10 protein-coding genes are annotated in these 14,757 nt (G+C 33.5%); all 10 read right to left on the bottom strand.

Going from position 1 to position 14,757, the window contains the following annotated elements:
• Position 1 precedes the first annotated feature (1 nt).
• The gene (locus C4F50_RS06665; protein ID WP_193845625.1) at positions 2–2,029 is read right to left on the bottom strand and encodes a hypothetical protein; all 2,028 of its coding nucleotides are present in this window, start codon (positions 2,027–2,029) and stop codon (positions 2–4) included.
• 133 nt (positions 2,030–2,162) lie between these two features.
• Complete coding sequence (fabG, locus tag C4F50_RS06660) at positions 2,163–2,909, bottom strand: 3-oxoacyl-[acyl-carrier-protein] reductase (RefSeq protein WP_193845624.1); 747 nt, start codon at positions 2,907–2,909, stop codon at positions 2,163–2,165.
• A gap of 499 nt (positions 2,910–3,408) precedes the next feature.
• On the bottom strand, positions 3,409–4,752 hold the full coding sequence (locus tag C4F50_RS06655; RefSeq protein WP_193845623.1) for a DUF4302 domain-containing protein: 1,344 nt from the start codon (positions 4,750–4,752) through the stop codon (positions 3,409–3,411).
• A gap of 10 nt (positions 4,753–4,762) precedes the next feature.
• The gene (locus C4F50_RS06650; RefSeq protein ID WP_193845622.1) at positions 4,763–5,623 is read right to left on the bottom strand and encodes a substrate import-associated zinc metallohydrolase lipoprotein; all 861 of its coding nucleotides are present in this window, start codon (positions 5,621–5,623) and stop codon (positions 4,763–4,765) included.
• Between the two features lie 19 nt (positions 5,624–5,642).
• The gene (locus tag C4F50_RS06645) at positions 5,643–7,121 is read right to left on the bottom strand and encodes a RagB/SusD family nutrient uptake outer membrane protein (protein ID WP_193845621.1); all 1,479 of its coding nucleotides are present in this window, start codon (positions 7,119–7,121) and stop codon (positions 5,643–5,645) included.
• 12 nt (positions 7,122–7,133) lie between these two features.
• On the bottom strand, positions 7,134–10,859 hold the full coding sequence (locus C4F50_RS06640) for a SusC/RagA family TonB-linked outer membrane protein (RefSeq protein ID WP_193845620.1): 3,726 nt from the start codon (positions 10,857–10,859) through the stop codon (positions 7,134–7,136).
• A 202-nt stretch (positions 10,860–11,061) separates the two neighbouring features.
• Entirely contained in the window at positions 11,062–12,177 is a 1,116-nt protein-coding gene (locus C4F50_RS06635; protein WP_193845619.1) for a FecR family protein, read from the bottom strand.
• Between the two features lie 93 nt (positions 12,178–12,270).
• Entirely contained in the window at positions 12,271–12,876 is a 606-nt protein-coding gene (locus C4F50_RS06630) for an RNA polymerase sigma factor (RefSeq protein WP_193845618.1), read from the bottom strand.
• A gap of 394 nt (positions 12,877–13,270) precedes the next feature.
• Positions 13,271–13,699 (bottom strand): hypothetical protein, encoded by a 429-nt coding sequence (locus C4F50_RS06625; RefSeq protein ID WP_193845617.1) that lies wholly within the window; start codon positions 13,697–13,699, stop codon positions 13,271–13,273.
• 137 nt (positions 13,700–13,836) lie between these two features.
• Positions 13,837–14,709 carry a succinate--CoA ligase subunit alpha gene (sucD, locus tag C4F50_RS06620; protein WP_031455321.1) on the bottom strand — a complete coding sequence of 291 codons (873 nt, stop codon included), beginning with the start codon at positions 14,707–14,709 and terminating at the stop codon, positions 13,837–13,839.
• Between the last annotated feature and the right edge of the window lie 48 nt (positions 14,710–14,757).

Here is a 14,757-nt window from a genome sequence, read left to right as displayed (position 1 = left end):
ATCACAACAACCCATTATATTTCCTAATGAACCATTCAGCAGTCAATAAAGAAGCAATCAAAATCAATAACCAAACCCAATCAATAATTGGCGTTTTGCTTGAAATGTTTTTTTCGATTGATTTGTATTCTTTACTTTCTAAAAGTGTGTTGATTAATTGATCAGCTTGATTTTCGAAAAAAGCTTTTCCGTTTGTCTGCTGTGCCAATTGCTGCAGTTTCAAAACATCTGGATTTACAAATTGTTTTTCGATATCAAAATCTAAAATTTCAAAATGACTTGTGTATGAAGTGTTTGAGTTTAATTCTTTTACTGTAAAGTTATATTTTCCTGCTGGAAGTCCTTCCAAATTAGCTGAGAAAGAATTACTTCCTTTTAATAAATCATAGTTTTTAGTCTGCTTAGTAGCGGCATTCACAACACTGATTGTCAATCTGGCTTTTTCGTCAAACTCATAATTTTTATTAAAGTATTGTGCATTGATGATAATTTCTTCTCCAGAATTATAAAAACTTTCGTGTTTTACGACCAAAGATTTTTTTGAAGCTGCAGAGGCCAGATATTGAATTATTTTATCAACGAAAACATCGTATTTTTCAAATGATTGATTATCGACATGACTTTGCAGACGCCATTTCCAGCTGTTTTCTCCTAACAGAAATGCAGTTCTTTTTCCTTGATTTTCGGCGAAAGCCAATAAAGGCGCATTGGTAGAAACGTTTCTAATTTTTGACGAAAGTAAAACAGATACATTTCCGTTTGCAGTAATTGTTCCAAAAGGATTTTGCAGGGGCGGAAAGTTTTCGAAACCAATATTATCGATCGCAAAAAGATTAAAGTCTGATTGAAATTCGGTAAGAAAATCTTCTCGCTGTCCGCTCATTTTAAAAACTAAATTGTTTTGCTGCTGGTTTAGAAAATTAAAATCGGTATTGTTTCCCGTGATGATAAAGGTATTTCTTCCGGCTGCTTTGTTGTTGTCAAAAATCGCTTTAAAAGCGGTTGTCGGCTGGTATAAAACCAAGACAGAAGCTTCTTGTAACTCGTTAATCTGATTTGGTTTAACCAAAATCACTTTACGTTGTGCATTAACTTCAACAGCACGTTTTAAAGCGGCAATATCAGGATGGTTTATGGCTGAAACAATCGCAATGGTAGATTTTTGATCGATTACTTCTACAGCAAAATTCTTGATATTGTTGTAGCTGTTTTTTTCTTTTGCGTTGGAAGAAATACTGGCTTTATAAAGCTGCAGTCCTACTTTATCGGCTGGCAAAAGTATATTTAAAGAAGCTGTTTTTTTGGAAGGCGAAAATGAAAGTTTTTCTTTTGCAACTATAGTACTTCCCTGCGAAATGGTAAATTCTGCGTTTGTTGATTTTGTTCCTGCATATTGCAGAAAAACTTCTACAGGAAATTTATTTTTATGAAAAGCGTATTTATTGACGTTGAGCTGATTGATTTTTAAATCAAAAAACGTGGTTGTATCTCCCACAACCAAAGGATAAACTTTATTGACAGGATCAAAACGATATACATAATCGTTTCCTGTAGTCTGATTTCCGTCTGTAATTATTACGGTCGGAAAAATCAGGTTTTTGTTGATACTTTTTAGATTTTTTGCCGCTTCGTCCAGATTGGTTTGATTTCCTTTGAAATCAAATTTATCAGAAGGTTTAAAATCGGCATCAAATTGATACGACTGAATTTCAAATTTTTCTTTTAAAGCTGGATTTGAAATTATTTTTTGATATAATTCTACAACTTTTTTATCTGAATTTAAAGCCGTTATAGAACTCGAATTGTCTACCACAACCGCCAATGGTGTTTTGGTAATTTCGAGTGAATTCTTTGTAATTATCGGATTTATCAATAAAACCAACAATCCGAAAATGGCGAGAAAACGTAAAAAAGCCAAAAGTATCATCACATTGGATTTACTTTTGGCTTTATAAAAATATTGAAAATACGACAAACCACCAGCAATTACTAAAGAAAGCAATAATAAAAGAATCGTGTTTGTAGTCATAATTTATTTAATATTCAGTAATCAGTTTTTAGTGATCAGATTTAAGAAGTCGTAATTACGACTATTAAAGTGTTCAGTGATTATTCTAGAGTCAGAGAAAAACTGAATACTAAAAACTGAACATTGAAAACTATTACGTAAGCATTCCTCCGCAAACATTAAGAACTTGCCCTGTAATGTAACCGCTTAGGTCTGAGGCTAAGAAAAGACAAGCATTTGCTACATCTTCTGGGCTTCCGCCGCGTTTTAACGGAATACCTTCTCTCCATCCTTTTACTACATCTTCTGATAGTTTTGCAGTCATCTCAGTTTCGATAAAACCAGGAGCGATTGCGTTGCAGCGAATGTTACGAGAACCTAATTCTAATGCTACAGATTTTGTAAATCCGATTGCACCGGCTTTAGAAGCTGCATAGTTGGTCTGACCTGCATTTCCAGAAACTCCAACCACAGAACTGATGTTGATGATTGAACCTGCTCTTTGTTTTAAGAACGTTTTCTGAATTGCTTTTGTCATATTAAATACTGATTTCAAGTTAACATCAATTACTTGATCGAAATCTGCTTCTGACATGCGCATTAACAAATTATCTTTTGTAATTCCAGCATTGTTGATCAAGATGTCAACAGTTCCGAAATCTGCTAAAACAGCATCTACAAAAGTTTGTGCTTCGTTAAAATCAGCTGCATTTGATTGGTATCCTTTTGCTTTTACACCCAAAGCATTCAATTCTGCTTCTAGTGCTTCTGCAGAAGCTGCAGATGAACTGTATGTAAATGCAACGTTTGCTCCATGTTTAGCAAAAACTTCAGCAATTCCTTTCCCGATTCCGCGACTAGCGCCAGTAATAATTGCTACTTTTCCTTCTAGTAATTTCATATTAAGGTATTCGTTTTTATTTTTGAAATACAAATATAGAGTATTTGATCTTGTAATAAAATTAGTCATTAAAAAATTTTAACATCTAAATACTTTACAAAAACAAGAAAAGCGATTCAAAATTGAACCGCCTTCTCCAAAATAAAAAAATAAAACTAAAATTTTTAAATGTGATTTTGTTTCGCTGCAAAAACATAGCAAGCAATACCATTTTGATAATCAACACACTGTAAATTGAAGACTAAACTATCTTGGTAGTATTTAATTGGTCTTGTTTTTACTGTTTTATATTACCAACAATCATTATGAGACAATAATCGATAAGAAGTGCGAAGAAAACATCTAACTTATTCCAAGCAAAAATTTCACAAGAAAATCAGTACTAAGCCCTAAACAAAATCAAAATCTTACTATTATAAAGTTTTTTTATATTTTTTTTATTGAAAAACAGCTCAAAAAAAATGAGCTGTTTTTCTTCAAAATAATTAAAAAATACTAATTAAAGTTTCCACGTGGTTATTCTAAATGGACTTGTTGAGCTTGCGAATGTGTACACTGTGTTAGTATATACTAATCTAAAGCTTTCTTTTTTCACATATAATCCATTTGGATCCATTAAATATTTGTCAAAATTTGCAAGGAAAGCTGGTGTAGCAACAGTAGTGTTTCCGTTCCAAGATTTGTGTTTTAAGATTATCTTTTTTCCTGTGTTATCGGCAACGACATCTACATAATGGAATAAAGCGCTTCGTCCCACAAATGTATAGTAGATGAAATTTCCAAGAGAGTGATTGAAATACAACTGCACCGAAGAAATTTCTTGACCTGCTGGTAATGATGCATTTATTCGCTCTAACTCAGTATAAAATAATGCAGAATTAGTTGTAGCGTCCATTGTATAATCATCCGGATAAAAACCAAATGCTGCAGTTGCTTGTCCTGCTAATAAAATTTTATAATCGTCTGTTAACACTAGCGGTTTGTCTGTGTATTTTATTACAGCACTCACACCGCCGGTTCCTGTAGCTGTAAAACTTCCGTCAGTACTATTGTAAACAAAATCGGTTAATTTTTGACCGCCAACTTCTACAGCCGGGCTTACGATAATTCCTGTCGGAGTGTATCCTACTCCCATTTCATAGCTAAATGAAAAACCAGTTTCTATAGAATTGGCTTCTGCAAAACGAGTTACTGGAGAAAAAGTAAAATCAAACTGATGTTTTGTTGTACCGTCGTTAGTCTCCAGCAATCTGAACAATGGTCTTGAGTCTCCTCCAATTACATTTTGTTCCGTTACTAAATTCTTAGGCAGGTCTATCCAATCCTGTGCTGTAGCTTTTACAAAACGAATTTCTGTATTATTTCTATTCGCTTTAAAAATGATCTGTCCGTTTTCTTGACCATAATACAAAAACTGAAAATCTCCTAAATATCCTTTTGCTCTTAAAGCTGGAATTGGGTAATTATCTGATTCAGACAAAAGATGAATTCTATTTTTGGTTGTAAAAACCAAACTCACAGTACTTCCTAACTGGATTGCATATTCACTTTTATAAACGGCAGTATCATCATCAAAATCAGACGCCATTTCTACGTTTCCGTTTTCTGTAAACCTAAACAAATGAGTATATCCTCCTAAGACTGTATTATCAGTAAAATAAACTGCTTTCCAGCCAAATTCTGAAGCCAAAAGAGCATCATTTAATTCTGATTTCTGTACCTCTAAACGTTCAGTCGGAGTTTTATCAAATAATTGTTCTGCATCTGTATTACTATTACAGCTGCTTAACTGCAGCATTAAAAAAGCTGCAAATACGTATTTTATTATATTTTTTACTTTCATAATACTGTTTTTAGTTGTTTACTACTGAAGTTGTATTTTTCTCCGCTTCGTCACGCAACGCATAAAAATCCATATCGTATGCATCTTTAAAATACTTCACTACTAAGGCTTCTTTAGCTTTTAATGCCGCCAAAGCAGTTGCGCTTTTAATATTAGCTAAAAAAGCAGCATATTCTGCCTTAGAATAAATCAAAATCATTGCTGCTGTTTCGGCAAAATCTTCATTTATGTTTGATCTCGCATAACTCGTAATAAACCCTAATTCGTTAGATTCTGGAATATCATAATTATACCAGTCTGCTGTATAACCTGCTGGAGTAATCGCTTTCCATGATTTTTCATCAAAAGGTTTATGCTGGTTTAAAATGTGAATGTATTCGTGCTGAATTGTATGAATAAACTCAGTCACATTGGCACGATTGCTTTTGTTGATGTAATCTGTTTCAAACAAAGTCACACGCTGACCACCTTCGGCTAAACCAAGTGTTCTGGTTCCAACACTGTTTAAGTTTACCCCGCCAACTAAGACGATTTCTCTTGGAGCAATTTTTTTTACAAAATCGGCACCACCAATGGTTGCGTAACTTTTCAACCATATAGTCTGCACAATTTCTAGGGCTGGCTGCACTTTCTCTACTGTTGGAGGAAATAAAAATCGGCTGTTGTCTACCGTATTTTGATTCCATTTGTATTGTACATTAATATTATAAGGGCTAAAATAATTAGCATCAATCCAATTATCTAAAGCGGTTTTTGTCGGCTGTGTAAAATCTAACTGACTATCGGTAGGCTGATCCTCATGTGCACATGAAAAAGAAAATGCAGAAACCAATGCCAGAACAGCTATTTTATTATATTTTAAAAGTTTCATAAGAATTGATTTAAAAAGATTATCTAGGATTTAACTCTACGCCTGTTGCAGATGCATGAAGCGGAATCTGCAAAGCACGGCGTTTATCATCTTTTGCTAAAACATTTACTGGTTTATTATACGATTCATGGTTTACTACAATATTAAAACGTTTTACATCAAACCATCTCATACCTTCATGTATAAAGTCTCTGCGTCTTGTTTCTGCAATTGCTTTTACATAAGAAGTCTGTACTGGTGTCATCGTGTAATATGGTGTAAATTCGTCCGCAATAACTGGATATTTTGCTACAACTTTTGCTTCTGTCAACTTATCTGTTGTTGCGTTATAGTTTGTAGTTCTTGTTGATAAGAAGTATTCCAATTCACTATTAGCAGTTGCAATATCTCCTTTCATTACATGAGCCTCAATTCTATTCAAGAAAAACTCATCATTACTTAACAAAACTTCAGCCACATATGGTTCTCCAATCCCAGCTGTTACGTTAGTATATTTAAAATACTCGTAGAATTTTGGACAGAATAATGTGATACTAGTATTATAAGAATAAAAAGTATACAACCATGTTTTGTTAAAAAGACTAGTTGCAGATGAAAACAATTCAGGCTGTCTAACTCCCGATAAATAATATCTGTTTAAGTAAGCCGATCTTTGAACAATTGTATTAGCTGAAACTACTAATAAATTGGTTTGTACATCTGCATTTGCGTAACTAATCATTTGGTCTTCTGGGCTTAAAAGCTTGTATGAAGCATAATCTCTTAATTTCCCTGCTGGTCTGCTTCCCAAATCATCTGACAGCGAAATTACTTTGTCCCAATCTCCTTTAATTAAATAAAAACGGCTGGCAAAAGCTTTAGCAGCATCTTTATTAAAATGAAATTTTGGTTCTTTATAATCGTTAGTTACATATTTTAATCCTTCTTGAATGTCTTTTTCAAGTAATTCGAAAACTTCGGCTACTGTGTTTCTTTTATACTTTGCAACTAAATCTGTCTCTGGTTTTGTTACATACGGAATTCCAAGATCTGATGGTGCAGTCGCAGGATTGTAGCGCTGTGACCACAATGATACCAGCATAAAATGCGAATATGCTCTTGCCATCAAAGCTTCTCCTTTTTGAGGATTTAAACTAGCCGGGCTGCCTAATTCTTCGATAGCTTCTAAGGCTTTGTTTGCATGGGCTATAGCTCTGTAACAAGCATCCCAATAATAAGCCTGCGTGTCTATTTTTGAGGTTTCGGTTTGTATTAACCAGTTATAATTCTGCTCATTCATCAATACTGTTGTTGGCATTTGACTGTCAAAAACATTATCCGACATTGTTTCAGCAATATCAAAGTAACTCATTTGAGGATAAGCACTTACTAATATTTCAGAAATTTTTTCGGGAGTATCTATTTCGGTTCTGTTGTCTGGTTTTTCAGAAAGAAATTCATCGCAGCTTGCGATACTTATAAGTATCAAAAGGGATAAAGCTATTTTAAGTTTTTTCATGTTTTTTAAATATTATAATGAAACATTTAAAGTAAAGGTATATTGAGACGTAACTGGCATTGCAACACCTCCAGAATTACGGAACTCAGGATCTTGGCCGTTTAATCTTTTGTCAGAATAAATTAACCAAGGGTTTACAGCAGAACCTTTTAAGGTAAATGTGCTAAGTCCTAATTTTCTCTTAAAATCTTTAGGAAATTCCCAGCTTAAAGAAATGTTTTTCAATCTCACAAAATCACCGTCAGCAATACGAGCATCAGAATAGTTATAGGTATTGTAAGCTCTTTCTAATGTACGCGGGCCGCCATAATTAGCATTAAGACGTTTGTCTGCAATAACCGGAACATTTGTATATTGTTCGTCACCTGGATTAATCCAACGATTAGTAAAATCTTTTGTGAAAACCGTTAAATCGTCATATTCACTATCATAAACAGGATTTAAACGTACTTTGTTTCCGCCAGAACCCACGATAAATACATACAATGACCAGTTTTTATACGTAAATGTATTGGCTAAACCTATTGATTTGTTTGGCTCAATTGATCCTTCATACTTTAAATATTTTGTAACATCAATATTGTCTTGAAAATCTGCTCCAGTAATATTACTATCTGCTCCTTCTTGCATAACAAAAGTTGGAAGTCCTTGATAGTTTAATCCTGTAAACTGATAAGAATATAATGAATTACGAGGATGTCCAACTGTATTTCCTCCGTTTGCATCGATCAAATCAAAAGCTGTCGGTGTATTTTGCAGTTTTGTAATTTTCTGATCGTAAACAGAGAAATTCAATGTAGTAGACCATTTAAAGTCTTTACTTTCAATATTTTTAGTTGTAAAACCAACCTCAATACCTTTGGTTTCCATGTCTGCATTGTTTCCTTGTCTGATTCTTTGTCCTCCAATTCCTGAAGTAATTACATAATCTACTAAATCAAAAGCTTTACGTCTGTAAACATCTGTTGTAAATTGAACTCTGTTATTGAACATTCCTAAGTCAAGCCCAATATTGGTTTCAAACTGCTTTTCCCAAGTAAGATCACCATTCTGCAATTCTTCAATATTAATTCCAGACTCTCTATCATCTAAATTAAAACGATCGGTAATATAACTTTTGTAAATCGCTAAAGAGTTCGTTGCTGGTCCCGCTGTAGCTGTTAAACCATAAGAAGCTCTAAGTGCTAATGTATTTACAGATTCTACATTTTTCATGAATTTTTCTTCAGCAACGTTCCATTTCCCACTAAAAGTATATGTAGGAAGCCATCTCGAAGAATCGCTGTTTCCTTGTCTGTTAGAACCATCATAACGTCCTGTTACAGAAGCTGTATAACGACGATCATAAGTATATCCTACTTTTCCAAAGAAACCAACTGTTCTTTCTTTTTCTACATTAAACCCGTAGTAAGAATCTCCTCCATTAATAATTTTTTCAATTAATCTAGGATCTGTAAAAGCAGTCAATCCTCTATCATACTGTAAACCAGCTGCTGTAAAGTTATCACTATTTCTGTCTACAACTCTTAATTCAGTTCCGAACAATCCTTCTAATTCATGTTTATCACTAAATGTATTTCTATAAGTTACACTATTCCTAACATTATAAGAAGTCATATCGTTTGTAAACTTTCTTAAAAAACCACCATTTGGTAATACCGAAATTTTTGGCGCTGTTAAATCATTTGGATCTTGGTATAAAAAGATATTTTGATCTCTTACTATTGTATTTACACCATCATCTCCTTCTGGTGTTCCTGCTCTATAGGCTGCTGCAACATTTGATCCTTCTAGAATTTTGTGCTGACGACTTGTATTGGCATAACGGGCAGAACCTGTTAAATTATAATTCCAGTTTTTACTGATTTTATAATCTAAATCCAATTGAAAACGAATATCCTTAACTTCAATTTCCATGTAGTTATTTTCTAATTCGTTGATGATATTCATCTTAGCCCAGTTATTTCTGTAATATTCTAAATTTCCATTTTCGTCATAAGGTCTTAACGTTCTGCTGGTATTTAAAACATAGTTAAATGGGTTGATATCAAAATCACGGGTAACCTTACCAAATACAACGTCTTTTTCACTTTCGTAAGTTCCAGGCGCACCTTGATCACGAACAGATGCTAGTGTAGAAAGTGTAATATTTAATCTGTCATTAACATAAAAAGTTCCTTTAATGTTAGACGAAATTTGTTTTACATCATCAGCAATTGTCCATCCCGGATCTGTATAATATCCTAATGAAGCATAAAACGTATTGTTTTTTCCACCACCAGAAAAACTTAAAGAGTGATTTTGAGTAATTGAAGGTCTAAACAAAACTTTGAACCAATCTGTATTTCCTAGTTCATACTTTTTCAAAAAGTTATTTCTGCTCACTGGATCATTGTTAAGCAAATACGTTCCTGTTTCTGGATTGTATGTGTTAATAGCTCTCCCCATGATGTTGTAAACACCGCCGTATCTTCCGTTTACAGTTGATGGAAGATCCAAATATCCTTTAGATTCCATCTCTTTCAGAATACTCATTGTTTCCTGAGAATTCAAAATATCATATTGAGTATAATTTGGCACAGATCTTACAGTCTGCTCTAAACCATAAGTAATTTTTAATGGAGAATCTCTACGACCTTGCTTTGTTGTTACCACTACAACTCCGTTTAAAGATCTTGATCCGTAAATAGAAGTTGCAGATGCATCTTTCAAGATTTCAATGCTTTGAATATCATTTGCATTTAAGCCGGCAACAGAAGAACTCAATAATGTTTCTGAATTTCCTGAAGCTAAATCTGCAAAAGACATATTGATAATATCTTCCTGAACTACTCCATCAATAACCCATAAAGGTTTTGTATCTCCAAAAATAGATGAAGATCCACGAACAGTAATTTTTGGTGCAGTACCAAATGTTCCAGTTACGTTTTGCACGGTAACACCCGCCGCTTTTCCTTCAATCATACGGCTTACATCTACAACCCCGTCAATCTTTAATTCGGTACCAGAGATTTTACTAATAGCACCTGTAAAAGTTCTTTTAGAAGTTTTTTCGTAACCTGTAGTTACCACAACTTCTTTAAGATTTTGACCTGCTTCTGTTAAAACAACAGTCGGCGTAAGGTTATCGATTCCTATTTCTTTAGTTTCCATACCAACATAAGAAATCACAATACGGTCTGCATTTGAAGGCATTTCTAAAACAAAATTCCCGTCAAAATCAGTTAATACGGCTGTTTTTGTTCCTTTAACGGCAACAGTAGCACCCGGAAGCGGACTTCCTGTCTGGTCTGTAACTTTTCCTTTGATAATTGGTCCGGCAGTTAAAACTTCAAATACTGAATCATGATTATTCATATTTGAAAAAGGATCTGCAGCACTTTTTTGAAGCACAATTTGATTGCTTACTTCAGAAAAAGTAATATTAAATGGAACTAAAATTCTGCTTAGTATGCTTGCTAAAGTTTCCTGATTGGCCTCTATGCTGACTTTTTGCGCTAATTGCGGCAGTCTTGAGTTGTAAGAAAATTTTACATGGGCAGATTTTTCGATTTTAGACAAAGCATTGTCTAAAGTTAAATTTTCAACTGTAATTGTAACTTTAGTATCTAACTTTTTTTGCCCATTCACATTATTTGCCATCGTAACACTTGAAAATACAAGTGCTAAGACAAACTGAAATAGCGTTATTTTCATGATTTGGTGGAGTAATCGTTGCTTGACAACTGGTTTTTTCATAATTTTGGTTTGTTTTGATTAATACTATTCGAGTGTATTTTAAGAAACATCGTAAATTACCCTTTACAGAGAGTGATTTACTACTTTTAAGTGTCGAGAATGTTACAGCATTTTCGGCACTTTTTTTTGCAATGGTCTTTTTTACATAGGCATTTTACATTTTCTAGCTTTGAACAATTATTTTTTTGTTTTGGATTTTTTATTAGTTACAACCTAAAGATGTTATCACGATTTGATTGCCGTTCATTTCATAATTCGTTTCATTGCCAATACTTTTACAGATAATTTTAAGCTTTTCTGGCAACGGCTGATCGCTTAAGGAGGTTGTTAATCGACATTCTTGCAGTTTCTCTTTCGGAAAATCTATTTCTACTTGATAAGCCTGCTCGATGGTTTTTAAAATCTGGTCTACCGGAATATCTGTAAACTCAAAACTAAGCTGTTCGATATTACGAGTGCTGCTGGTTAAAATCGGATCTTCGGTAATATTCAGAATTTTATTGAATGTTAATTCTTTACGAGTAAAACGAAGCGCTTGATTAGGTAATAATACTACTTCTTCATTCTTTATCTCTTTAAGCAGATCGTTAGGCATTACCCTTACTTTACCGGTGCGAACCAAAACTTCAACGTCTTGCTGGTTTGGATAAGCCTTAATCCTAAAACTAGTCCCCACCACCCTCGTCACAATTTCGTTTGCATAAACAAAAAATGGTTTTTTAGGATTTTTACTAATTTCAAAGAAACCTTCGCCGGATAAATAAACCTTTCTTTCGTTTCCGGTAAAGATTTTAGGATAACTTAATTTACTATTGGGTTGTAAAAGAACCGAACTTCCATCCGATAAGGTTATAATCTGAGATTTTTCGGTATTATTGGTTTGTTCTACCAAACCTTCATTGTTTTCTTCAATTAATTCTTTGTAGCTGACAATAGCATCAGTAGAAAAACTATCTTTTTGATAAAACCAAACAGAGAAAAAACAAATTAATAGTGCAGCTGCGGCACCAAAAAGCCAATTTCTAGAAATACCGCGTTTAAAGGATAGGACACTTTTTTGGAAATTAGCTTCTCTTTCTGCAATTTTTTTCCAAGTTGCGCTCAAAGCGTCACTCAACTCGGCTTTACTCAATTGATTTTTAGAAACTTTCATGCCCAGAAGTAAAAGTCTTGCATCTTCTACAAGTTTGGCTCTTTGACGATTCTCTAGAGTCCACTCTTCCCAGCCTTCTTCATCAATTTTTAGTAAAATCCATTTCTGAAATGATTCATCAGCTAAGAAGTCTTCTATTTCGGTATAATTATTACGTTTTTGCATCTTATTAGTTAAGGTTACAAAAACATAGAGGACAGTTTTTTAATTATATACTCACTTAATTATGATTTTTTTTTGATATTTTCTAAAAAAAAATCATAAAACGCTTGTAGACAGCAGTAAAATAAGGGGAATACTGCCTTTCCAATCTTTACGTAAACTGAGCAGACCGCGATAAAGTAAATTGTTTGCCGACTGGTAATTAACATCCAGCATTTCTGCAATTTGTTCTACATTTAAACCTTGATGGTAACGCAGGTACAAAGCTTCTTTCTGACGTGCTGGAAGTTCGTTAAGAAGTTTATTAAGATACAAAACCCTTTCAGCAGTAAGTTCGTCTTCTACCAAATCATTTTCGATAGAAAAATCAAACAAAAACTCAATGCTTTCTGTAGACGCTGCTTTTCTAAAAATATGGTCGCGCTCAAACAAACGAGCAATCCTTTTTCGAACACTTGATAATAAATACGCTTTTACAACAACATATTCCTGAAGTGAGTTTCTGTACAGCCAGATGTCTGCAAAAACATCTTGTACACAATCCTGAACTTTCTCTGAATAAGGCGAAAGCGAATTACCATAACTTATTAAATCGCTGTAATATTTTTCAAACAGCACCGAAAAAGACTTTTCATCACCTGCCTTCAAATTACTCCAAAGTGCAGCATCATCAATAAGTTTATTTTTTATAATATGGCTCATAATTTATAACTTTGGGATAATAAGTCTCAAAAACTTTTAATACGTCTTATATATAAGTTGATCTTTATATCGAAAAACTATTTGATAACTCTAAATTTACATTGAAGACCAAATAGTCATTTTGACAAAAACAGTGTAATTTTAACATTATTTTTTGTTTTTGTGCGATAAATATATAAAAGCTTTAGCTCATAACCCAATTAAATACCGAAAAAGCCATCAGATTTTTAAATTTAACAGTATCCGCTTCGTTTTTTTTATTAATCTTAATTTTACAATGGTTATTTTTTGTTTCTCTAAATCAAATATGGAGTTGCAACTGATTTTAATTTATATAAAAAAAAGCCCTACTAAGTTATAGTAAGGCTTAAAATAATATTTTATAGAAAATCGCTTAGAAAGCTACATTCCATCTTGGTAATTTACCATTTTCATCTAAGAAATTCTGTAAAACTTGTCCTTCTACAGTAGTCGGAATTCCTTTTACATCAGCGTTAAAAGTTTCATACCAAACCACTTCAAGGGCTGTAATACTTTCTAATTTCATTTGTGCAGGCCAAGAATATTTTCTTCCTGTTTTAGCAAACTGATGTCCGTTTACAATTTTATCGTATAAACCACCATTTTTGCTTTTTAAAGTTCCGTCATTTTGAACAGTTCCTGTAGAACCAACCATTATTAATTCTTTAGCATCACCTTCAACAGCAAAAACAACAAAAATTCCTGCACCAGACTCTGGAGCATTGCAAGCTTGTTCTAAACTATCTTCTACCGTAAAAGTAAAACTGCTGGTTACTTTAAACTTTTCTAATTCTTTGTACATATTTCTTTTTTAAGCTTCCAAGAGACTAAGGATCTCAGATGCTGCGTTGTTTTTATTATACCTTAGTATTTTAAAATGGAAAAAAGTCTCAACAAATATTGAGACTTTTTTGAATTTGTTATTTAGAAACTTGAAGATTATCCAAGTACTTCTTTTACTTTTTTACCAATTTCAGCTGGCGAATCAACAACGTGAATTCCGTTGTCTCTCATAATTTGTTTTTTAGCAGCAGCAGTATCATCAGAACCACCAACAATAGCACCTGCGTGCCCCATTGTTCTACCAGCAGGAGCAGTTTCTCCAGCAATAAAACCAACAACCGGTTTACGGTTACCATCAGCTTTAACCCATTTAGCAGCATCAGCTTCTAATTGACCTCCAATTTCACCAATCATGATGATAATTTCAGTTTCAGGATCGTTCATTAATAATTCAACAGCTTCTTTAGTAGTAGTTCCAATAATTGGATCTCCACCAATACCAATAGCTGTAGTAATTCCTAAACCTTGTTTTACAACTTGGTCAGCAGCTTCGTAAGTTAAAGTTCCAGATTTTGAAACGATACCAACTGTTCCTTTTTTGAAAACAAAACCTGGCATAATACCAACTTTAGCTTCTCCAGGAGTAATAATTCCAGGGCAGTTAGGTCCAATTAATCTTGAATTTCTTTCTTTAACATAATTATTTGCTTTAATCATATCTGCTACAGGAATTCCTTCTGTAATAGCAATAATTACTTTAATTCCAGCATCAGCAGCTTCCATAATTGCATCAGCAGCAAAAGCAGGTGGTACAAAAATGATAGAAGTATCAGCTCCAGCTTGGTCAACAGCGTCTTTTACTGTATTAAAAACTGGGCGGTCTAAGTGGCTGGTACCACCTTTTCCTGGAGTTACACCTCCAACAACATTAGTACCGTACTCAATCATTTGAGAAGCGTGGAAAGTCCCTTCGCTTCCTGTAAATCCCTGAACAATTATTTTGGAATCTTTATTAACTAAAACACTCATGATATATATTTTATGTAGTTTTTAAATTTGTGTTGCAAAAATAAGGTT

The sequence above is a fragment of the Flavobacterium hungaricum genome (genome assembly GCF_015182285.1).
GTDB lineage: Bacteria > Bacteroidota > Bacteroidia > Flavobacteriales > Flavobacteriaceae > Flavobacterium > Flavobacterium hungaricum.
The sequence above is the reverse complement of the archived record's forward strand: the minus strand, read 5'-3'. Positions and strand labels throughout refer to the sequence as shown.